This window comes from Microbacterium sp. oral taxon 186 str. F0373 (assembly GCF_000411455.1).
In the GTDB taxonomy this organism is placed as follows: Bacteria; Actinomycetota; Actinomycetes; order Actinomycetales; family Microbacteriaceae; genus Microbacterium.
Map to the genome: position 1 here is coordinate 1940225 of NZ_KE150457.1, position 20949 is coordinate 1961173.

Consider the following 20949-nt stretch of genomic DNA (forward strand, 5'->3'; position numbering starts at 1 on the left):
CGGACCCGGGCTGCCGGACGGCTCAGCCGTGGAGCCGTCGTCGCAGTTCGTCCGCCGCCGACGTGACCGCCGGCGCGAGCGCCTCCGCGGAGTGTCCGGCCTCGGCCGGCCAGGTGACGGCGATCGCCGCGACCGGCCAGCCGGCATGGTCGCGCACCGCCACGGCGACCGAGCGGAACTCCAGCGTCACCTCCCCGTCCTCGCTCGCGAAGCCGTCGGCACGCGTGCGGACGAGCAGCTCGCGCAGCTCGGCCGGGCGCCGCGGTCCGCGGCCCGTGCGGTCGGCGAAGGCCGCGGCATCCGGATAGAGGGCGCGCACCTGCTCGCGCGGCAGGGCTGCGAGCATCGCACGTCCCGTCGCCGTGAGGTGCGCGGGCAGCCGCACGCCGACATCCGTGACGAGCGCGGGGCGCCGCGGCGCGCGATCCTCGACGATGTAGAGGACGTCGCGGCCGGTCATGACCGCCAGATGCGCACTCTCGCCGACACGGTCCGACAGGCCCGCCACGAGCGGCCGGCCGAGACGAGCGAGAGGCTGCTGGCGGGCGTAGCCGCCGGCCAGCTCGAACGCGGCCGTCCCCAGCCCCCAGCGCCGATCGTGTGGCAGGTGCACCACGAATCCGTGCGCCGCCATCGCCGCCAGCAGGTGGTAGACGCTGGAGCGGGGGATGCCGAGACTGTCGGAGATCGTCCGGGCGGCGACCGGTCCGCGCTGGCGTGCGAGGTAGGAGAGGATTCGCAGTGTCTGATCTGCGGCGGGGACCTGCGCAGGGGCCGGCGACGAGCCCGCATCGTCGGCGTTGTCTGGGATCACAGACACAGAATGCCACGCTCGTGTGGCCGCGGGGGCAGAACCGGGATGGAATCGGGACATGACCACCGTCGCCGCTTCGACCCTTGCCGATCACGTCCTCGTCGGAGCGCGCCCCCTGACACCCGCCGAGGTCGTCGTCGTGGCCCGCCATGGCGCCGCGGTCGAGATCGCCGCCGACGCCTGGACGCGGATCGGCGCGGCGCGGGAGCTCATCGAGCGCCTGGCCGACGACCCGGAACCGCACTACGGCATCTCCACCGGCTTCGGAGCGCTGGCGACGACCTTTATCGCGCCGGAGCGACGCCGTCAGCTGCAGGCGAGCCTCATCCGCTCCCACGCGGCCGGCACCGGGGCGGAGGTGGAACGCGAAGTCGTGCGAGCGCTGCACCTGCTGCGCCTGCAGACTCTCGCGACCGGACACACGGGCGTGCGCCCGGTCGTCGTCGAGACCTACGCCGCGATGCTCAACGCCGGCATCACCCCGATCGTGCGGGAGTACGGCTCGCTCGGATGCTCCGGCGATCTCGCCCCTCTTTCGCACCTCGCGCTGGCGGCCCTCGGCGAGGGGGACGTGCGCGATGGCACGGGCGCGCTCGTGGCGGCATCCGACGCTCTCGCCGCCGCCGGCATCGCGCCCCTCGTGCTGGAGGAGAAGGAGGGGCTCGCCCTCATCAACGGCACCGACGGCATGCTCGGCATGCTCGCTCTCGCCCTCTGCGACCTCGACAATCTGCTCACCGTCGCCGACATCACCGCCGCCCTCTCGATCGAGAGCCAGCTCGGCACCGACGCGGTGTTCGCCGCCGACCTGATGGCGCTGCGCCCGCAGAGCGGGCAGGCGGCGTCGGCGGCGAACCTGCGCGCCCTGCTCGCCGACTCGCCGCTGGTTGCGAGTCACCGCGACCCGGCGGTCTGCACGCGCGTGCAGGACGCGTACTCGCTGCGCTGCTCGCCACAGGTGCACGGCGCCGCGCGCGACACCGTCGCTCACGCCCGCACCATCGCCGAGCGGGAGCTGGCCTCCGCCGTCGACAACCCGGTCGTCACCGGCGACGGCCGCGTCGAATCCAACGGCAACTTCCACGGCGCCCCGGTCGCGTACGTCCTCGATTTCCTCGCGATCGCCGTCGCCGACCTCGCCTCGATCGCCGAACGCCGCACCGACCGGGCGCTCGATCGCACCCGCAGCCACGGTCTGCCGCCGTTCCTCGCCGACGAGGTCGGCGTCGATTCGGGGCTCATGATCGCGCAGTACGCGGCCGCGGGAATCGTCTCGGAGCTCAAGCGTCTGGCGGTCCCGGCATCCGTCGACTCCATCCCCTCGTCGGCGATGCAGGAAGACCACGTGTCGATGGGGTGGGCCGCCGCACGCAAGCTCCGCCGCGCCGTCGACGGACTCGCCCGGGTGCTCGCGATCGAACTCGTCACCGGGTGCCGGGCCCTCGACCTGCGGGCGCCGTTGCAGCCGGGGCCCGCCACCGCCGCGGTCCGCGCCGCGGTGCGCGCCGCGGGCATCGCCGGGCCCGGGCCCGACCGGTTCGTCAGCCCCGACCTCGAAGCCGCCACCGCGCTCGTTCTCTCCGGCGCGGTCGCCGACGCTGCGTTCACAACTCCGGACAACCGTCCCTGATCGAAGGAGATCACGATGACATCAGCCGTTGACGCCCAAAACTCCGGAGTTGTGAACCGGGCGGCGTCGAGCCGCGGCCCCGTCCGCGCCCCGCATGGGGGCGAGCGCACGGCGAAGAGCTGGGGGGCCGAGGCCGCGAAGCGGATGCTGATGAACAACCTCGACCCCGAGGTCGCCGAACACCCCGAAGACCTCGTCGTCTACGGCGGCACGGGGCGGGCGGCGCGGTCGTGGGAGGCATACGACGCCATCGTCCGCACACTCGATGAGCTCGAGCCCGACGAGACGCTGCTGGTGCAGTCCGGAAAGCCGGTCGGCGTCTTCCGCACCCACGAGTGGGCCCCGCGCGTGCTGATCGCCAACTCCAACCTCGTGGGCGACTGGGCGAGCTGGCCGGAGTTCCGCCGGCTCGAGCAGCTGGGACTCACGATGTACGGGCAGATGACCGCGGGATCGTGGATCTACATCGGCACGCAGGGCATCCTGCAGGGCACGTATGAGACGTTCGCCGCCGTCGCCCGCTCCCTCGGGCGGGACTCGCTCGCCGGAACGCTCACCCTCACCGCCGGAGCCGGCGGCATGGGCGGCGCCCAGCCGCTCGCGGTGACGCTCAACGGGGGAGCGGCGCTGATCGTCGACGTCGATGCCTCACGTCTGGAGCGCCGGGTCGCGCACGGCTACCTCGACGAGTACACCGACGACCTCGACGCTGCCCTCGCGCGTGCGATGGCGGCGCGCGCGGCGGGACAGGCGCGGTCGGTCGGCCTCGTCGGCAACGCCGCCGAGGTGTTCCCCGAGCTGCTGCGCCGTCGCCTCGCGGGCGCCGCCCCGATCGACATCGTCACCGATCAGACCAGCGCCCACGACCCGTTGGCCTATCTGCCCGTCGGAGTGGGCGTCGGACAGTGGCGGGATGCCGCGGCTTCCGACCCGGAGGGCTTCACCGTCCGTGCCCGCGCCTCGATGGCGGCGCACGTGGAGGCGATGGTCGGATTCCAGGATGCCGGGGCCGCCGTGTTCGACTACGGCAACTCGATCCGCCGCGAGGCCGAGCTCGGCGGCTACGACCGGGCGTTCGCGTTCCCCGGGTTCGTGCCCGCCTACATCCGGCCGCTGTTCGCCGAGGGTCGGGGCCCGTTCCGGTGGGTGGCGCTCTCGGGCGATCCGGACGACATCGCGAAGACCGACCGTGCGGTCGCGGAGCTGTTCCCCGACGACGTCCCGCTGCGCAGATGGCTGGAGAAGGCGGGGGAGACCGTGCACTTCGAGGGGCTGCCCGCGCGGATCTGCTGGCTCGGCTACAAGGAGCGCCACCTCGCCGGATTGAGGTTCAACGAGATGGTCGCCTCGGGCGAACTCGCCGGACCGATCGTCATCGGCCGCGATCACCTCGATGCCGGCTCGGTCGCCTCGCCCTACCGGGAGACGGAGGCGATGGCCGACGGTTCGGACGCGATCGCCGACTGGCCGCTGCTCAACGCGCTGCTGAACACGGCCTCCGGCGCGTCCTGGGTGTCGATCCATCACGGCGGCGGGGTCGGCATCGGCCGCTCGATCCACGCCGGTCAGGTCGTCGTGGCCGACGGCACGGCGCTCGCCGCGCAGAAGCTCGAACGGGTGCTCACGAACGATCCCGGCACCGGGGTCATGCGGCACGTGGATGCCGGCTACGAGCGTGCGCGCGAGGTCGCGCGCGAGCGTGGACTGACGGTTCCGATGCTGCGGGACGACGTGCCGTGAGCACGCTCATCCTCACGAACATCGGTGAGCTCACGACGAACGTCGAGGCCCTGGGCGATGACCCCGCCGACCCGACCGGCCTCATCCGGGGCGCCGCCGTGGCTATCGTCGACGGCCGTATCGCCTGGGTCGGTCGCGCTGCGGACCGACCCGGCTCCCTCGCCGATGTCTCGGCGGTGGTGGATGCCGAGGGGCGCGCGGTCATCCCGGGGTTCGTCGACAGCCACACGCACCTCGTCTTCGCGGGCGATCGCGCCGACGAGTTCGCCGCCCGCATGGCCGGCCAGCCGTATGTCGCCGGCGGCATACGGCGCACCGTGGCGGCGACGCGCGCGGCATCCGACGACGAGCTGCGGGCGCGTCTGAGGGGCTTCGTCGACGAGATGCACCGGCAAGGCACCACCACGTTCGAGGTGAAGACGGGCTACGACCTCACCGTCGACGGCGAGGCCCGGCTCGCGCGCCTCGCGCGCGAGGTCACCGACGAGGTCACCTTCCTCGGCGCGCACGTCGTGCCCGACGAGTTCGCCGGTGATCGCGACGCCTACATCGATCTCGTCTGCGGCCCGATGCTCGACGCCGTGCTCCCCTTCGCCCGATGGATCGACGTCTTCTGCGAGAGGGGGGCGTTCACGCCCGCCGAGAGCCGCCGCATCCTCCTGGCGGGGATCGACGCGGGACTTCTCCCACGGCTGCATGCCAACCAGCTGGGTCACGGGCGCGGCGCGCGGCTCGCGGCCGAGCTCGACGTCATCTCGGTCGATCACTGCACCTACCTCGATGAGGAGGATGTGCGCCTGCTCGCGGCGAGCGACGTCGTGGTCACGCTGCTGCCCGGCGTGGAGTTCTCGACCCGGCAGCCCTATCCCGATGCGCGTCGGCTGATCGACGCCGGCGTGAGTGTCGCCCTCGCGAGCGACTGCAACCCGGGCACCAGCTTCACCAGCTCTCTGCCGCTCATGGTCGCGCTCGCCGTGCGCGAGATGGGGATGACGGTCGCCGAGGCGGTCTGGGCGGCCACCGCCGGCGGCGCTCGCGCCCTGCGCCGCAGCGATGTTGGCTCCCTCGCCCTCGGCGCACGTGGCGATCTGGTGCTGCTCGATGCGCCGACGCGGACCCATCTCGCGTACCGCCCGGGGGTGCCGCTGGTGCGCGCCGTCTACCGCGGCGGTGAGCTGATCGCGTAGGCGTTTCGACTCGGCGCCGCCGCGAGTCGAAACGCCCCGTGCGGCACGGCGTCAGGGGCGGTCGAAGCTCCATTCGTCGGGGTCGACGGCCGTCGCGACGTTCCAGTCGTCGCCCGCCCATACGAACGTGGCGACCGCGCAGGTGGGCATATGCCCGATGCGCCCGCCGGACAGGCTCTGCGCCAGCACGGTCATGCCGGGGTCGTGCGCGACGACCATCACGGCGGGCACCGCCCTCGCCGCCGCGGCGGCCAGCAGGGTGCCCGCCGGCGCGCCGTAGAGGTCGGGGTCCGCTTCGGGCTGCAGCCCGAACGCGGAGGCGAAGAAGGATGCCGTCGTGCGGGCGCGCAGCGCGGTCGAGCAGAGCACGGCATCCAGTTGCAGCCCCCGCGTGGCGAGCCGCTCCGCGAGCACGGGTGCGTCGCGCAGGCCCCGCTCGTTGAGCGGACGGTCGTGATCGTCGAGTCCGGGATCGCCCCAGTCGCTCTTGGCGTGGCGGACGAGCACGAGCGTCGTCATACGGTGACCTTTCGTCGGTGCAGGCCGGCCAGCAGCTCCAGCACGCACAGGGCGGCCAGGCGCACGGTGCGCCCGTCGGCCGCGTCGGCCGCGGCATCCACTTCGACGATATCCGCGCTGCGCACGCCGGCGTCGGCGGCCACGCCCCGCACGAGCGTCCGCAGCTCCCACGCCTGCAGGCCACCGGGAACCGACGCCGGGCAGCCGGGCGCCGCCGCACGATCGCAGACGTCCACGTCGATGTCGAGATGGATGCCGTCACCCCCGCGCCCGGCCACCTCGCGCGCCTCGGCGATCACGTCGTGCGCGCCGCGCCGACGAAGCTCGTCGAGGGTGATGACACGGATGCCGAGGTCGGCGGCGCGCTGGGCGTACGCCGCGGAATTGGCGAAGTCGGCGATGCCGATCTGCACGATGCGCGTCGGGTCGAGGCCGTCGTCGACGAGGCGACGCACGGGGGAGCCGTTGGAGACGCCGTCGCGCAGGTCGAAGTGCGCGTCCAGCGTGATGAGACCGCCGGCGCCGGCGCCCTGGGCCGTCGCATACGTGATCGAGTTGTCGCCGCCGAGCGCGATCAGCAGTGCGGTGCGCGCCGTCAACGCGGCGGTGCGAGCGCGCACGCGCGCCTCGCCCTCGGAGCCGTCGGGCTCGGCGACATCGCCCGCGTCGGCCAGCCGCAGCGCGGCGGCGAGGTCGACGGGCGGCGGACCCAGGAGCGTCGGGCTGTACCGGCGCAGCGCCTCACGGACCGCGCCGGGCGTCGCATCGGCACCGGTGGGTGAGAGCGATGTGCGACAGGCCGGCACCCCCAGCAGCACGGCGTCGAGGCGCCCGGCCGCCGACGCCTCCTCGAGCGCGGGCCAGTCGCCGGCGCGCGGCCAGAGCGGGTCGTGGGACAGGGTAGCCGTCATCAGCCGACGTACACCCAGGCGGTGCGCCCGCTTCCCAGCGTCACCCGCACTCGGCGGTACAGCGACACTTCGTACTCGTCGGCGGCATCCACTTCATCGGCGGTGAGGTGCAGAACGCGGCCGACCACTTTGTCCAGCGGGCTGCCGGTCTCGCGCAGCACGGGATGCACGGAGGCGCCCGACAGGTCGACGACGCGCTGGTCCTCGATCTCGACGTAGTCGATGGTGTAACCGGGCAGCACGTCGGGCTCGCCCGCGATCAGGCGCCCGAAGGTGTCCAGCTGCACCTCGGCATACTGGAGCGTGCCGTAGGTGAACAGCAGCTCGTCCGCCGGTTCGCCCATGTCCGTCAGGCTACTGCGCCGGGTCGCGGCCAGCCAGAGGCGCGCGTGCGTTCACCGGCCGTCCCTCACCGTCCCCCGAGCACGTGTGCTCAGCCCAGCAGCGCGTGCGCGACGGCGAAGATGACGAGTCCGGCCAGGGCGCCCACGATCGTGCCGTTGAGGCGGATGTACTGCAGGTCGCGTCCGACCATCAGCTCGATCTTCTCGGTGGTCTCGGCGGGATCCCACTTCTCCACGGTCTCGGTGATGATCGAGGCGATGTCGTGGCGGTACCGATCCACGACGAACACCGCGGCCCCCGCGATGCGATCATCCACACGGTGCTGGAGCGCGGCATCCGTCGACAGGCGCTCGCCGATCTCGACCAGCGCCGCGCTCACGCGTCGACGCAGCCCGCTGGCGGGATCGGCCAGTGCGGTGAGCAGGCCCGTCTTGGCCGTGTTCCACGCCTCGGCGGCCAGTTCGCGCACGCGGGGGCTGTCGAAGACGGCCGACTTGGCCTCTTCGAGTCGCGCGATCGTCGTCGGATCGCTCTGCAGGTTCTCGGCGAGGCGCGCGAGGTAGCCATCGACGGCGCGCCGCGCGGGGTGGTCGGGGTCGTCCTGGATCGCGGCGACGAACTTCACGGCCTCGTTGTACACGGTGTCATCGACGAGGCGCATCGCGACCGACGGCACCCACGAGGGCAGCCGTCGGGAGACCAGACCGCTGAAGGCGGCGTGGTTGGCATGTAGCCATGTCGCGATGCTGTCCACGCCCAGATCGACCGCGCCACGGTGCGCGTCGGCCTGCACGACCCGACCGAGCCACCCGCCGACGGTCGGTCCCCACTGCGGGCTGAGCAGGTGCTCACGCGCGAGGTCGCTGATCAGATCCTGCACCTCATCGTCGCTGAGGGCGCGCAGGATGCCGGAGGCCACCGTCGACGCCTCCGCCGCGACGGTCTCGGCGTGCGCGGGATCGCGCAGCCAGGCACCGGCCGTCCGGGCGATGGGCGTCGACTCGAGCTTCGCGCGGACGACGCCCGCCTCGAGGAAGTTCGTCTCGACGAACTCGCCCAGGGTGCGCCCGATCTCGTCCTTGCGGTGCGGGATGATCGCGGTGTGCGGGATGGGGATGCCGAGGGGGTGACGAAACAGCGCGGTCACCGCGAACCAGTCGGCCAGGGCGCCGACCATGCCGCCCTCTGCCGCGGCGCGGACGTACTGCAGCCACGGGAAGCGCTCCTGCAGGATGAACGCCACGACGAACACGACCGCCATCAGGATCAGTGCGCCGAGGGCGACGCCCTTCATCACGCGCAACGCGCGGCGACGTTCCTGGTCGGCCGGGCTGAGCAGTTCGGTGGGGGTGCGCGCCATGCCCGTAGTCTCGCATGCGGCGTATCCTGGCCGCGTGATCGAAGACATCCAGAAGCGCGCCCTGCATCGCACCCGCATCCTCGAGGGGCAGGTGCGCGGGCTCGCACGGATGATCGAGAACGAGGACTACTGCATGGACATCATCGCCCAGTCCCGTGCGATCCAGCGGGCGCTCGCGTCACTGGACAAGCTGCTGATCGAGAATCATCTGCGCACGCACGTCGCGCACATGTTCGCCGAGGGCGGCGATCAGCGCGAGCTCGCCGTCGCCGAACTCCTCAAGGCGTACGACCTCGAGACGCGCTGACCGCGGCATCCCTCCGGTCCGACCGAATCGCAAGGCCGTCGCCGCGACACGCCGGGTGCGGCGGGATGCGGGCGGCGTGTCGCGCGGCAACCCTTGCAGTTCGGTTCTGAACCGGGCGGATGCCCGGGGTGGATGCCGCAGCCGGATGCCGAGGGCAGCTCAGGAGCTGACGGGGCCGAGCCAGGCGGCGGCGACGGTGGCGTGCGCCGATTCGGGGTCGGACGGGTGGAACATGCCGGCGAGCACGTCGCGGTAGAGGCGGCTGAGCTCGTTGCGCTGGAAGTACGACGAGCCTCCGGCGACGAGCATCGCCTCGTCGACGATCTGCTTGGCGGCCACGACCGCGCGGTGCTTCAGACCCGACAGTCGGGGGAACCACTGCCCGCCGTGATCGACGAGGACGTCCACGTCGTGTGCGATCGCCGCGACCTGGGGGAGCAGGCCGTCGTAGGCGAGCGCCATCTCCGCGATGCGCCAGCGGATGTCGGGATCGTCGCTGTACGGGCGCCCGGTCTTCTTCGACGTCCGCGTCTTCGCCGCCGCGACCGCCAGGTCGAGCGCGCGGCGCGCGACGCCGGTGTAGACGGATGCCAGGAGCACCTCGAACACGCTGAAGATGCCGAAGACGATCGGATCGGGGGTCGGGCCGGGCGCGACGCGGCGAACGACACGGTCGGCGGGGGCCACGGCGCCGTTGAGCACCGTCGTGCGCGATTGCGTGCCGCGCATGCCGACGGTGTCCCAGTCGTCACGGGTCTCGACGGCGGCGGTACGTTGCACGAACGCGTAGACCATCTTCGGATCCGCCGGGTCCGTCGTGTCGAGTCCGTGCAGACCCAGCTGCGTCCACACCGGCCCGAGCGAGGTGAAGATCTTGGTCCCCGTGAAGGAGTACGAGCCGTCGGCGGCCGGGACGGCCTGCGTGTCGCTGCCGAAGAGCACCAGATCGTTTCCCGCCTCGCTGATGCCGAACGCGAAGACCTCGCCGGCGACCGCGCCGGTGTGCACGAACCGCAGGTCATCGATGCCGCGATCGGACATCACCTTCGCGACTCCCGTCCACACGAGGTGCATGTTGATCGCCAATGCCGTCGCCGGTGCGGCGCCCGCGAGCCGCTGCTGCAGCACCGCGGCCTCCGCGAGCCCGAGACCTGCGCCGCCCAACGCGGTGGGGACGAGGATCGAGAGGTATCCGGCCGCCGTCAGTTCGGCGAGATCCTCCGTGGGGAAGCGGTTCTCGGCATCCACGGCCGCGGCACGCGAGCGGATGCGCTCGAGCAGGTCGTCCGGCAGGTATGCGGTCGCATCGAAATCGGTCACCCCTCCATCCTGCCCCTCGTCACCTGCCTCAGGGTCGCCGCCGGTCCCGTGGTGCCGCCGACGCGGCAGGATGGAAGCATGATCTCGACCGAGTTGGCCCTCGCCCTGCGCGATGCCGGTCTGCTGTGGCGCCCGGCATCCGGGGACCGATTTCAGCTCGATGAGCCGGAGTTCGAGGCGGACGTCTTCACGGTCAGTGAGATGACGATCGAACCGCGTCACTACGCGACGGGCGCGATCCTCGCCTTCAACGGCACGACGGAGTGGGCGCTGGACTCCGTCGCGCAGGCCGATGCGCTCTGGCTGCCACGAGAGGATCAGCTGCGGGAGCTGCTGCGCGGCGCGTTCCGCCGACTGGAACGGCTCGCCGACACCCACCGCGTCGAGATCGAGTTCGCCGGCGAAACGCACGCGTTCGAGCATCCCCAGCCCGAAGACGCCTACGCCCTCGCGGTCCTGCACGTGCTGCGCCGCATCTCCTGACGACGCCGCGATACGGATGCCGCGGCGTCAGCCGAGGGCGTCGAGGAGATGGCGCATCGTGTCCTCCGGGAGGTCGCGGTGCGGGGAGTGCCCGGCGCCGGTCACCACCGACATCGTGATGAGTGGGTTGCGGAGCACCTCGGCGGCCAGCTCGCCGTGGAAGATCGAGAACACCTCCGGGTCCGCCGCGATTACGTGCGTCGGCACCGAGAGCCTCGCGGCGGCCGCGCGCACGTCCCACGGTGTGTTCTGCAGGCTGGTCTGCTCGACCGCCCAACGGCTCGCCTGCTGCGCGGCGCGGGCCTTCAGCTCGACGTCGAGCGGATGCCAGCTGGGGTGCTCCGCCCGCACCGCGTCGATCGACGGGTCGGCGAAGGACTGCTCCTGCCCGACGCGGACGTTCTCGCGATCGCGGTCCGCAAGATGGATCGCGGGGTCGATGAGCACCAGTCGGCGCGTCCAGCCGGGGTCGGCAGCGCTTGCGACGGTGACGGCGGCGCCGCCGAGCGAGTGCCCGATGACGAGGTCCCAGGGCCCGCCGTCGTCGGTGCGCGTCTGGCCCACGTCGGCCGCGTACGCGTCGATGCTGTAGTCCAGCGTGCGCGGCGCGGCGCCGTGGCCGCGCAGGTCGACGGCCGTCGCGAGCCACCCGGCATCCGCCAGGGCCACGCCGTAGCTCCACATGAGGGCACCGGTCGATCCGAGTCCGTGCACGAGCAGTGCGCGACGTCGGGCGCGTACGTCGCCCCACGAGAGCCGGGGCAGGGTCACAGCGGCAGTCATGTCGTCAGCCTACGGTCGCGCGCTGTCCGTGGTCGATGAGGATGTCACGTGATGACGGGGACGGGTTCGGTGTCGGGGATCGGGCTCGCGTCGCGTCCGCGCAGGTCGGGGAAGCCCCGCACGAAGAGCGTCGAGAAGAGCGCGCCCACGATCGCGAATCCGGCCGCGGCGGCGTATGCGCCGGCGGGCCCGGTGCTGTCGATGAGGAAGCCGGCGACGGCCGAGCCGAGGGCCGCGCCGATGAGCTGTCCCGTGCCGATCCAGCCGTAGGCCTCGGCGGTCTCGCTGAACTTCACGGATGCCGAGGTCATCGCGAACATGACGGCCAGCGCCGGGGCGATGCCGACGCCCGCGACGACGAGGCAGGCGCCGACCCACCACGGGGTGGACGCTCCGATGTCGCCGACGACGAAGACGGAGGCGACGAGACCGGCGGCGACGACGCTCATGCGTCGCGCCATGGCCCACGGCCCCATGGGGATGTGTCCGAAGGCGAGGCCTCCGGCGAGACTGCCGACGGAGAAGACCGCCAGGACGAGACCGGCCTCCAAGCCGCCGTGGCCGAAGGTCGCGACCACAGCGGCCTCGACCGCCGCGCACGCGCCGATGAGAAGGAAGCCGATCACTGTGGCGAGCAGGACCACGGGCTTTCCCAGCACCTTGCCGAACGCGCGGCGGCTGCGCGGGATGCGCACGCGCCCGACTTCGGGGGAGAGGATGAACCACGCCCCGCCGGCGACGAGGATCGTGACGATCAGCAGCAGCGCCGGCACCGTGCCGATCTGGGTGGCGACGAGGGTGATGACGACCGGCGCGAGGATCCAGATGATCTCCTGCAGGCTCGCGTCGAGGGAGAACAGCGCCGTCAACTGCCGTGCGTTGACGAGCTTGGGGTAGATCGTGCGCACGGCCGACTGCACGGGAGGCGTGGAGAGGCCGGCGATGAGTCCGAACACCATGTATCCGGCGACCCCGAGGGGGATCAGGGCGAGGGCGAGCAGCGCCGCCGCGCACACGGCGGTCGTCAGTGTGAGGACGCGCCGCATGCCCCAGCGGCCCATCCACCGGCTGGTGACGGGGCCGGCCGTCGCCTGACCCACGGATGCCGCCGCCAGCACCAGCCCGGCGGAGGCGTAGGAGCCCGTCATCTGCTCGACGTGGAGCAGAATCGCCAGGCTCGTCATCCCGTTCGGAAAACGCGCGGTCAGCTGTGCCGCGATGATGCGCGCCACGCCCTGCGTGCGCAACAGTTCCCGGTATCCCGCCACCCCTCCACGCTACCCGTCGGCGCCGACACCGCGACACGCCGGACGGATGCCGCGACACGCCGCAGTCGAGATTCCACAGGCGGATGGATGTCGGAAGCCCCCCGTAGCGTCCGGGCTGTGGATGGCGGTCGCGAGGGCGATCGAAATCCGCGCGATTCAGGGTTTTTCCAGGCTTCGCCATTCGCGGCATCCTGTGGATGAAACGGTGGAAAAGCTGTGTTGTACATGGGGACAGCGGTGCAAAACTACACGGATGTAACTACTAGCCCTTGTGGTGCTATCCAACGTCCGTACCCATATGTAGTATTGGACTCCCGGCGGGGGCACGGCCGGGATCACAGGCGAGAAGAGGGCGGAATCCCAACGGGATCGATCCGCGCAGACCAAGGGGAGAGAAGGAACGACATGGCAATCACCGTCTACACCAAGCCCTCGTGCGTGCAGTGCAATGCGACCTACCGCGCACTGGACTCGAAGGGTATCGACTACGAAGTGCTCGACCTCTCGGAGGACCCGGCGGCGCTCGAGCACGTGAAGTCGCTCGGGTACCTGCAGGCTCCGGTCGTCGTCACCGACGAAGACCACTGGTCGGGCTTCCGTCCCGACAAGATCGACGAGCTCGCGAGCCGTCTGGCCTGACATGCCGACACTGACGAGCGCCCCGCTGCTCGTCTACTTCTCGAGCGTGTCGGGCAACACAGCGCGATTCATCGAGAAGCTCGGTCTGCCGGCCGTCCGCATCCCGCTCGCCCCTGGCGACGCACCTCTCGAGGTCGACGAGCCCTTCGTGCTCGTGACACCGACCTACGGAGGCGGCCAGGGGCGCGGCGAGGAGAAGGGCGCCGTTCCCAAACAGGTGATCCGGTTCCTCAACGACGAGCGCCATCGTCACCTCATCCGCGGAGTGATCTCCGCGGGAAACACCAATTTCGGCGAGTCGTTCTGTCGCGCCGGTGACATCATCAGCCGCAAGTGCACCGTGCCGCACTTGTACCGGCTCGAACTTTTCGGCACGCCCGACGACGTCGCCCGTGTGAGCGACGGATTGGAACGATGGTGGAAGCTGCAGTGAGCCCGGCGACCTTCAAGACCGACGCACGCTTCGAGGGAATGGACTACCACGCCCTCAACGCGATGCTCAACCTGTACGGCGAGGACGGCAAGATCCAATTCGACGCCGACAAGCGTGCCGCACGGGAGTACTTCCTCCAGCACGTCAACCAGAACACGGTGTTCTTCCACTCGCTCAAGGAGCGCCTCGACTACCTGGTCGAGAAGGAGTACTACGAGGGCGCGGTGCTGGAGAAGTACCCGTTCGAGTTCATCCAGCGCCTCAACGACCGCGCCTACGGGGCGAAGTTCCGCTTCGAGACCTTCCTCGGCGCGTTCAAGTACTACACCAGCTACACGCTGAAGACCTTCGACGGCAAGCGCTACCTCGAGCGCTTCGAGGACCGCGTCGTCATGACGGCCCTGGGCCTCGCCGACGGCGATCAGCAGCTCGCCGAGAAGCTCGTGGACGAGATCATCTCGGGACGCTTCCAGCCGGCCACCCCCACCTTCCTCAACACCGGCAAGGCGCAGCGCGGCGAGCTCGTCAGCTGCTTCCTGCTGCGCATCGAAGACAACATGGAGTCGATCGCCCGCGGCATCAACTCCGCCCTGCAGCTGTCCAAGCGTGGCGGCGGTGTCGCCCTGCTGCTCAGCAACATCCGCGAGGCCGGGGCTCCGATCAAGCAGATCGAGAACCAGTCCAGCGGCATCATCCCCGTGATGAAGCTGCTCGAAGACAGCTTCAGCTACGCCAACCAGCTCGGCGCGCGCCAGGGCGCCGGCGCCGTCTACCTGTCGGCGCACCACCCCGACATCCTCCGCTTCCTCGACACGAAGCGCGAGAACGCCGACGAGAAGATCCGCATCAAGACGCTCTCGCTCGGCGTCGTGATCCCCGACATCACGTTCGAACTCGCCCGCAACGGCGAGGACATGTACCTGTTCTCGCCGTACGACGTCGAGAAGGTCTACGGTGTGCCTTTCGGTGACATCTCCGTCACCGAGAAGTACCGCGAGATGGTCGACGACGCCCGCATCAAGAAGACCAAGATCAACGCGCGCGAGTTCTTCCAGACGCTCGCGGAGATCCAGTTCGAGTCGGGCTACCCGTACATCATGTTCGAGGACACGGTGAACAAGGCCAACCCGATCAAGGGCCGGATCAACATGTCCAACCTCTGCAGCGAGATCCTGCAGGTGAACACCCCGACGACGTACAACGAGGACCTCTCGTACGCCGAGATCGGCAAGGACATCTCCTGCAACCTGGGCTCGATGAACATCGCGCTCGCGATGGACGGCAAGGACATCGCCGGCACGGTCGAGACCTCGATCCGCGCTCTCACCGCGGTCAGTGACCAGAGCCACATCGCCTCGGTGCGCTCGATCGAAGACGGCAACGACCGCTCGCACGCCATCGGCCTCGGCCAGATGAACCTGCACGGCTACCTGGCGCGCGAGCACGTGCACTACGGCTCCGAAGAGGGCATCGACTTCACGAACATCTACTTCTACACGGTGCTGTTCCACGCGCTGCGCGCCTCCAACCGCATCGCGATCGAGCGCGGCACGGCCTTCGACGGCTTCGCCGACTCGACCTATGCGTCGGGGGAGTTCTTCGACAAGTACCTCGAGCAGGAATGGGTGCCGCAGACCGACCGGGTGGCGGAGCTGTTCGCCGGCATCCACATCCCCACGCAGGAGGACTGGCGCGAGCTGAAGGCGTCGATCCAGACGCACGGCATCTACAACCAGAACCTGCAGGCGGTGCCGCCGACCGGCTCGATCTCGTACATCAACAACTCGACGAGCTCGATCCACCCGATCGCGTCGAAGATCGAGATCCGCAAGGAAGGCAAGATCGGCCGCGTCTACTACCCGGCGCCGTTCATGACGAACGAGAACCTGGAGTACTACCAGGACGCGTACGAGATCGGCTACGAGAAGGTCATCGACACCTACGCGGCCGCCACCCAGCATGTCGACCAGGGGCTGTCGCTGACGCTGTTCTTCAAGGACACTGCCACCACCCGCGACATCAACAAGGCGCAGATCTACGCATGGCGCAAGGGCATCAAGACGATCTACTACATCCGTCTTCGTCAGATGGCGCTCGAGGGCACGAACCTGTCCGAGTGCGTCTCCTGCATGCTGTGACGCTCGCTCCACGACCGTTCGAAGGAATGACGACATGACCCCGTCCGAGCCGCTCAAGCTCATCGACCACGTCCAGGCGATCAACTGGAACCGCATCCAGGACGACAAGGACCTCGAGGTGTGGAACCGCCTCGTGAACAACTTCTGGCTGCCCGAGAAGGTGCCGCTGTCCAACGACATCCAGTCGTGGGCGACGCTCACCCCCGACGAGCAGACCACCACGATGCGGGTGTTCACCGGACTCACGCTCCTGGACACCATCCAGGGCACCGTGGGGGCGGTGTCGCTCATCCCCGACGCGATCACGCCGCACGAAGAAGCCGTGTACACGAACATCGCGTTCATGGAGTCGGTTCACGCGAAGAGCTACTCGTCGATCTTCTCGACGCTGTGCTCCACGCCTGAGATCGACGACGCGTTCCGGTGGTCGGTGGAGAACCCGAACCTTCAGAAGAAGGCCCACATCGTCATGGACTATTACCGTGGCGACGAGCCCCTCAAGCGCAAGGTCGCCTCGACCCTGCTGGAGTCGTTCCTGTTCTACTCGGGCTTCTACCTGCCGCTGTACTGGTCGAGCAAGGCCAAGCTCACGAACACGGCCGACATCATCCGCCTCATCATCCGCGACGAGGCCGTGCACGGCTACTACATCGGCTACAAGTTCCAGAAGGGTCTCGAGAAGCTCACGCAGCCCGAGCGCGACGAGATCAAGGACTACACGTTCTCGCTGCTCTACGAACTGTACGACAACGAGGTGCAGTACACGCAGGACCTCTACGACGGCATCGGGCTGACCGAGGACGTCAAGAAGTTCTTGCACTACAACGCCAACAAGGCGCTGATGAACCTCGGCTACGAGGCGATGTTCCCGTCGCAGCTGACCAACGTGAACCCGGCGATCCTGTCGGCCCTGTCGCCGAACGCCGACGAGAACCACGACTTCTTCAGCGGGTCGGGCTCGTCGTACGTCATCGGCAAGGCCGTCGCGACCGAGGACGACGACTGGGACTTCTGATCTGACCGACGTCGTCAGACGGATGCCGCGACGCCCCCGGACTGTGCTCGATGAGCCGGTCCGGGGGCGTCATCGTCTCCGCACCCCTCTGAGCATCATGCTCGCGCGAGCCGGTCAGGAGATCACGACGGGCCCGAAGGTCACCGGTCCCGGGCAGGAGCCGCCCTCGGATGTGTAGGGGATCTCGACCTGCAGATCCCGTGTGACGACACCTGAGCGATCGGTGATCACCACGCGCACCGTCGTGCCGGGCTCGATGCTGACGATGCTCGTGTCGCCGACGTACGGCGGGTCCAGCGGCAGCTCTCCGCGGCCGTCGCCGTCGAGGGGGAGGGCCGCCGGGATGCAACCGCCGCCGAAACAGGCTGCGAGGTCACCGACGGTCAGGGCGGGGGCGACCTCGATCGTGACGGGGCCGGGGTTGACGAAGCCGATGGCGGGACACACCGGTACCAGCGGCGCGCACGCCCCCAGTATCGCCGTCGTCGTGAGAGCGGCGAGCGCCACCGGAAGTGCACGGGTCATGGCCCTCACCCTACGGAATCGGTCGTCCGGGGATGGTCCTCTCACAGGACGCGCCCAGGCCGAGGGATTTCCTTCAGTTATGTTGAAGGAATGCTCCGCACTCCACTGTCACTGTTTCGCACCCTCGCGTTCGCCGAGGCGGTGTCGTGGACGCTGCTCATCGCGGGGCTCATCGTCCGGGCGACGACCGGGTGGGCGCCCGCGGTCACGATCGGCGGCGGCATCCACGGCTTCGTGTTCCTCTCCTATGGCGCCGCGGTCGTGCTGGTGGCCCTCAACAATCGGTGGCCGGCGGGGCCGACGGTCGTCGCCCTGATCTCGGCGATCGTGCCCTACGCCACCATTCCGGTCGAGCTCTGGGTGCACCGCCGCGGGTTGCTCGCGGGCGCGTGGCGCGTGGAGGCCGACGCCGATGCAGCGGATGCGCGCTGGTACGACGGGCCGCTTGCCTGGTTCCTGCGCCGCCCGTGGCTGCTGTTCGTCGGCATCCTCGTCGCCGTCGTCGGTGTCTTCGCCGTGCTGCTGATCCTCGGCCCTCCGGGCGGCGCCAAGGGCTGAGTGCGCGGGGCAAGACGGCTCCCGCGGCGACCGACCGGGAAAAGTCACGGGACGGCGACCCGCTGTGCGCACAGCGCATGGATAGCATGGACCGCATGACTCAGGACGGTCCCCGCTTCAGCCCGGTCATCGCGCTGCTCGCCGTCTCGGCGATGTGGGAGGAGCAGCTGGCGACGATCCTCAAAGACCTCGGCATCAGCACCCGCAAGTTCGGTCTCCTCGGTCACATCTACGCCGAGCCCGGCATCTCGTTCTCCGAGCTGGCCCGCCGCTCCCACATCACCGTGCAGTCCGCCCACACCGCCGTGCGCACGCTCGTCGACGACGGTCTCGTGCAGGACGCCACCGCCCATGCCGGCGCCGCCAGCGACCTCCACGTCACCCCCAAGGGTGCGCGCGTGCTGCAGGATGCCCGCGAGCGCCTCTTCGAGCTCGACGGTGCGCTCGCCCAGCGCCTGCCGAAGGTCGCCGACTCTCTCGACGGCATCCGCGCCGGCATCGTCTGAGCGCACGGCGCGAGGTGCGGCGGCGCCGGCTCACCGCGTCGTCGACACGGTCACCGTGAACTTCGGATCGCGGGAGACCTGACGCGTCGGCCCCACGACGCGCTCGAGCGTGCCGCGGTACCGCAGCGGTGAGTTCCACACGCACCACAGCTCGCCGCCGGGCGCGAGCACCCGTGCGGCGTCGGCGAACAGACGCTCCGCGATCGTGGTGGTCAGCGCGGCACCGGAATGGAACGGGGGATTCAGGGCGATGAACGACGCGCTCGCATCCGGGCGCTCCTCCAGCCCATCGGCGCGCGCGACGTGCACGCGATCGCCCAGTGCGTTCGCGGCCACGGTCGCCTTCGCCGACGCGACCGCCGCGGCCGACTGATCGCTGGCGTATACATACGCGAACGGATGCCGCCGCGCGAGCCAGGCGCCCACGATGCCGGTGCCGCAGGCGAGATCGATCCAGGGGTCCTCGCTGCTGCCGCCGCCGGGAGCGTGCGGCGCGGCGTCGAGTGCCGCCAGCAGTGCCCGGGTGCCGATGTCCAGGCGTGCGCCCGCGAAGGCCCCGCCGAAGGCGCGCAGCTCCAGCTCGTCGACGCGCGACGCCGCGGGCATCGGGTCGCGGCCGTCGTGCGGGTCCCGGGCGATCAGCACTCGAGACTTCTGGCGGGCGTGAGTCACATCGACCGTGGTGAAGAACGCGCGCAGCACCTCGTTCATCGCGACGCTCATGTGCTTGATGCGACCCCCGGCCACCACGACGACGTCGGATGCCGCATGCGCCGCGATCAGTCCGGCGATATCGCGCAGGGCGTCCAACGAGCGCGGCAGGCGCATCAGCACGACGCGCGCGCCGGTGACGAGAGCCGCGTTCAGCGGGCCGGAGGAGACCTGCTCGGCCAGCCCCAGCGCGGCGGCGTTGGCGTGCAGTGCCCGTTCGCCCAGGAGGGCGTCCTGGTGCGCGCGCACCCCGGCGGCGCCGTCGTGAGCCGCACCGAGGGCGAGGGCTCCGTACGCGTCACCGATGACGGCGATCTGACCGGCCCCGGCTCCGGCGCGCAGAGCGGCCGACTCGTCGAGGATCAGGCGGTCGGCGGCATCCACCGCACCGAGCCCCTCGCCTTCGACGTCGGGTGCGCGTCGAAGCATCTCGAACGGCAGGCTCACGAACCCTCCGCGTAACGCAGGACGGCATCTGCCGGTGTGCACTCATCGCCGATGCGGATGCCGTCGGCCAGCCGTCCCGCCTCGCGCAGCTCCTGCAGTCCGGCGACGGTGCGCCGGCGCAGCTCCCACGGATCGATCGTGTTGACGTAGATCTTCGTGCCGCCCTCGAAGCCGGCGGGAGTGGAGATGCGCCACTTGAGCACCACCCGCCAGGGCATGGGCCACGGCGCGCCGGGCGGCCGGTAGTGCCACTCCTCGTTGGTCGGCACGTGCACGCCCGTCGCGGCGTGCAGCGCGTGCAGCAGGTCGGAGACGGCGCGCCGCTCGGCATCCGTGTGCTCCTGGGGCAGGTTCGCGGCCGACGTCGAGAAGATCTCGAACGCCGGGTAACGGTGACCGACGCCGGCGAAAGCGACGGCGCCGTCCGTCGCTGCGACGACGAGTCCTTCGGACACGGCCAGATCGGCGATCTCGTGCTGATACAGGCCGCGGTCGTGCGAGAGCAGGCGCAGCTCGTGATCGACCTGCGGGCCGTGGTCGTCGATCGCGACGAGCTGCTTGTGGAGGTGCTCGAAGGAGGCGCCCGCCGGCCGCAGCCAGTTCTGGAAGACGCTGACGTACCCGGCGTGCGGCTGCGCCGCCTGGATCTCCGCCAGCGCCTGCACGGTGAAGGCGACGTAGGCTGCATGCTCGTCGGGGCTCAGCGTTCCCGACGATGCCAGCTCGGCATCCGTGGTCGCGCCCTCGACGACGTGACGCCGGGCGACGACGACGTCGTGGGATCCGCCGAGCAGGTCCAGTGCCGCTTCCTCGAGGCTGGTTTCGGTACCGGCTGCGCGTGCGCGAATCTCGGCGAGCTTTTCCATGTGCACGCGTCCGACGGGATCGGACAGGTACTCCTCGGCCCACTGCACGATCTGCGCCGGCTGGCGGTAGCCGTGGTTCTCGCGCCAGTACTCGGCGGACACGATCTCGAACAGGTTGCCGAAGCGGCGGAACTCGGCGACGGAGTCGTTCAGCGCGTGCGCGGGTACCCGGCGCTCCTCCTCGAAACGCGGGCCCACCAGTCGCGCCTTCTCGGGCGTGGTCTCGAGGTAGCGATCGACGCAGAACGCGCAGAGTCGTCGATCCTCACCGGGCCCGAGGCGGTGCACATCCTCGCGGGGTTCCGTGAGGGGACGGTTCGCGCGGCCCGGAACCGTCCAGACCCGCGTGCCGGTGAGAGGGCCGATCTGCTTGACGGTGCCGTCGGGCAGGCGCCGGATCGCTCGTGGTGCTCCGTCGCTCATGCCTCCAGCCTATCGAGGCGG

At 70.1% G+C, this 20949-nt stretch carries 22 protein-coding genes; 11 read left to right on the forward strand and 11 right to left on the reverse strand.

The features are described 5' to 3' along the window. Nucleotides 1–22: 22 nt before the first annotated feature. Nucleotides 23–820, reverse strand: a complete 798-nt coding sequence (locus HMPREF1529_RS09075) for an IclR family transcriptional regulator (protein ID WP_016464596.1) — start codon at nucleotides 818–820, stop codon at nucleotides 23–25. A gap of 52 nt (nucleotides 821–872) precedes the next feature. Between HMPREF1529_RS09075 and hutH the strand changes: the two genes are divergently transcribed. The 3 genes from hutH to hutI are packed head-to-tail and all read left to right on the forward strand — an operon-like array spanning nucleotide 873 to nucleotide 5371. Beyond that, complete coding sequence (gene hutH, locus HMPREF1529_RS09080) at nucleotides 873–2444, forward strand: histidine ammonia-lyase (protein ID WP_016464597.1); 1572 nt, start codon at nucleotides 873–875, stop codon at nucleotides 2442–2444. 15 nt (nucleotides 2445–2459) lie between these two features. Beyond that, entirely contained in the window at nucleotides 2460–4184 is a 1725-nt protein-coding gene (gene hutU / locus HMPREF1529_RS09085; RefSeq protein WP_016464598.1) for a urocanate hydratase, read from the forward strand. Then, nucleotides 4181–5371, forward strand: a complete 1191-nt coding sequence (gene hutI, locus HMPREF1529_RS09090; protein WP_005052286.1) for an imidazolonepropionase — start codon at nucleotides 4181–4183, stop codon at nucleotides 5369–5371. The genes hutU and hutI overlap by 4 nt, the downstream gene beginning before the upstream one ends. 51 nt (nucleotides 5372–5422) lie before the next feature. Here hutI and HMPREF1529_RS09095 read toward each other — a convergent pair whose 3' ends face one another. From HMPREF1529_RS09095 to HMPREF1529_RS09110, 4 genes are all read right to left on the reverse strand, one after another. Next, nucleotides 5423–5890, reverse strand: a complete 468-nt coding sequence (locus tag HMPREF1529_RS09095; protein ID WP_016464599.1) for a SixA phosphatase family protein — start codon at nucleotides 5888–5890, stop codon at nucleotides 5423–5425. Beyond that, nucleotides 5887–6801: an arginase family protein gene (locus HMPREF1529_RS09100; protein ID WP_016464600.1), complete on the reverse strand. Its 915-nt coding sequence runs from the start codon at nucleotides 6799–6801 to the stop codon at nucleotides 5887–5889. The genes HMPREF1529_RS09095 and HMPREF1529_RS09100 overlap by 4 nt, the downstream gene beginning before the upstream one ends. Next, nucleotides 6801–7145 carry a gamma-glutamylcyclotransferase family protein gene (locus tag HMPREF1529_RS09105; protein ID WP_005052293.1) on the reverse strand — a complete coding sequence of 115 codons (345 nt, stop codon included), beginning with the start codon at nucleotides 7143–7145 and terminating at the stop codon, nucleotides 6801–6803. The genes HMPREF1529_RS09100 and HMPREF1529_RS09105 overlap by 1 nt, the downstream gene beginning before the upstream one ends. Before the next feature lie 89 nt (nucleotides 7146–7234). Then, the gene (locus HMPREF1529_RS09110) at nucleotides 7235–8506 is read right to left on the reverse strand and encodes a DUF445 domain-containing protein (protein WP_016464601.1); all 1272 of its coding nucleotides are present in this window, start codon (nucleotides 8504–8506) and stop codon (nucleotides 7235–7237) included. 34 nt (nucleotides 8507–8540) lie between these two features. Here HMPREF1529_RS09110 and HMPREF1529_RS09115 point away from each other — a divergent pair, with 34 nt between their 5' ends. After that, nucleotides 8541–8813, forward strand: a complete 273-nt coding sequence (locus HMPREF1529_RS09115) for a metal-sensitive transcriptional regulator (RefSeq protein ID WP_005052299.1) — start codon at nucleotides 8541–8543, stop codon at nucleotides 8811–8813. A gap of 159 nt (nucleotides 8814–8972) precedes the next feature. Here the strand turns inward: HMPREF1529_RS09115 and HMPREF1529_RS09120 are convergent, their stop codons facing one another. Beyond that, nucleotides 8973–10133, reverse strand: a complete 1161-nt coding sequence (locus HMPREF1529_RS09120) for an acyl-CoA dehydrogenase family protein (protein ID WP_005052300.1) — start codon at nucleotides 10131–10133, stop codon at nucleotides 8973–8975. A 78-nt stretch (nucleotides 10134–10211) separates the two neighbouring features. Between HMPREF1529_RS09120 and HMPREF1529_RS09125 the strand changes: the two genes are divergently transcribed. After that, complete coding sequence (locus tag HMPREF1529_RS09125; RefSeq protein WP_005052303.1) at nucleotides 10212–10616, forward strand: hypothetical protein; 405 nt, start codon at nucleotides 10212–10214, stop codon at nucleotides 10614–10616. Nucleotides 10617–10643: 27 nt separating this feature from the next. Here HMPREF1529_RS09125 and HMPREF1529_RS09130 read toward each other — a convergent pair whose 3' ends face one another. Continuing rightward, nucleotides 10644–11399: an alpha/beta fold hydrolase gene (locus HMPREF1529_RS09130; RefSeq protein ID WP_005052305.1), complete on the reverse strand. Its 756-nt coding sequence runs from the start codon at nucleotides 11397–11399 to the stop codon at nucleotides 10644–10646. Between the two features lie 44 nt (nucleotides 11400–11443). Then, nucleotides 11444–12667 carry an MFS transporter gene (locus HMPREF1529_RS09135; RefSeq protein WP_005052308.1) on the reverse strand — a complete coding sequence of 408 codons (1224 nt, stop codon included), beginning with the start codon at nucleotides 12665–12667 and terminating at the stop codon, nucleotides 11444–11446. 405 nt (nucleotides 12668–13072) lie between these two features. Here HMPREF1529_RS09135 and nrdH point away from each other — a divergent pair, with 405 nt between their 5' ends. From nrdH to nrdF, 4 genes are read left to right on the forward strand one after another with little or no spacing between them, the layout of a single operon-like run. Beyond that, nucleotides 13073–13306: a glutaredoxin-like protein NrdH gene (gene nrdH / locus HMPREF1529_RS09140; RefSeq protein WP_005052310.1), complete on the forward strand. Its 234-nt coding sequence runs from the start codon at nucleotides 13073–13075 to the stop codon at nucleotides 13304–13306. A gap of 1 nt (nucleotide 13307) precedes the next feature. Continuing rightward, nucleotides 13308–13739, forward strand: a complete 432-nt coding sequence (gene nrdI, locus HMPREF1529_RS09145) for a class Ib ribonucleoside-diphosphate reductase assembly flavoprotein NrdI (protein ID WP_016464602.1) — start codon at nucleotides 13308–13310, stop codon at nucleotides 13737–13739. Continuing rightward, nucleotides 13721–15877 (forward strand): class 1b ribonucleoside-diphosphate reductase subunit alpha, encoded by a 2157-nt coding sequence (nrdE, locus tag HMPREF1529_RS09150; protein WP_005052313.1) that lies wholly within the window; start codon nucleotides 13721–13723, stop codon nucleotides 15875–15877. Before nrdI ends, nrdE begins: the two co-directional genes overlap by 19 nt. A gap of 34 nt (nucleotides 15878–15911) precedes the next feature. Further along, nucleotides 15912–16892: a class 1b ribonucleoside-diphosphate reductase subunit beta gene (gene nrdF, locus HMPREF1529_RS09155; protein ID WP_005052315.1), complete on the forward strand. Its 981-nt coding sequence runs from the start codon at nucleotides 15912–15914 to the stop codon at nucleotides 16890–16892. 114 nt (nucleotides 16893–17006) lie between these two features. Here the strand turns inward: nrdF and HMPREF1529_RS09160 are convergent, their stop codons facing one another. After that, nucleotides 17007–17417, reverse strand: coding sequence for a hypothetical protein (locus HMPREF1529_RS09160; protein ID WP_016464603.1), 411 nt, complete (start codon nucleotides 17415–17417; stop codon nucleotides 17007–17009). 90 nt (nucleotides 17418–17507) lie between these two features. On the opposite strand from HMPREF1529_RS09160, the gene HMPREF1529_RS09165 reads away from it, so the two are divergent. Both HMPREF1529_RS09165 and HMPREF1529_RS09170 read left to right on the forward strand, forming a co-directional pair. Beyond that, a complete protein-coding gene (locus HMPREF1529_RS09165) occupies nucleotides 17508–17975 on the forward strand; it encodes a DUF3817 domain-containing protein (RefSeq protein ID WP_005052320.1) in 468 nt (155 codons plus the stop codon). 95 nt (nucleotides 17976–18070) lie between these two features. Next, nucleotides 18071–18481, forward strand: a complete 411-nt coding sequence (locus HMPREF1529_RS09170) for a MarR family winged helix-turn-helix transcriptional regulator (protein ID WP_232212091.1) — start codon at nucleotides 18071–18073, stop codon at nucleotides 18479–18481. Nucleotides 18482–18511: 30 nt separating this feature from the next. Here the strand turns inward: HMPREF1529_RS09170 and HMPREF1529_RS09175 are convergent, their stop codons facing one another. After that, the gene (locus HMPREF1529_RS09175) at nucleotides 18512–19639 is read right to left on the reverse strand and encodes a class I SAM-dependent methyltransferase (protein ID WP_005052325.1); all 1128 of its coding nucleotides are present in this window, start codon (nucleotides 19637–19639) and stop codon (nucleotides 18512–18514) included. Beyond that, nucleotides 19636–20928, reverse strand: a complete 1293-nt coding sequence (locus HMPREF1529_RS09180; RefSeq protein WP_016464604.1) for a DUF4921 family protein — start codon at nucleotides 20926–20928, stop codon at nucleotides 19636–19638. Before HMPREF1529_RS09180 ends, HMPREF1529_RS09175 begins: the two co-directional genes overlap by 4 nt. Between the last annotated feature and the right edge of the window lie 21 nt (nucleotides 20929–20949).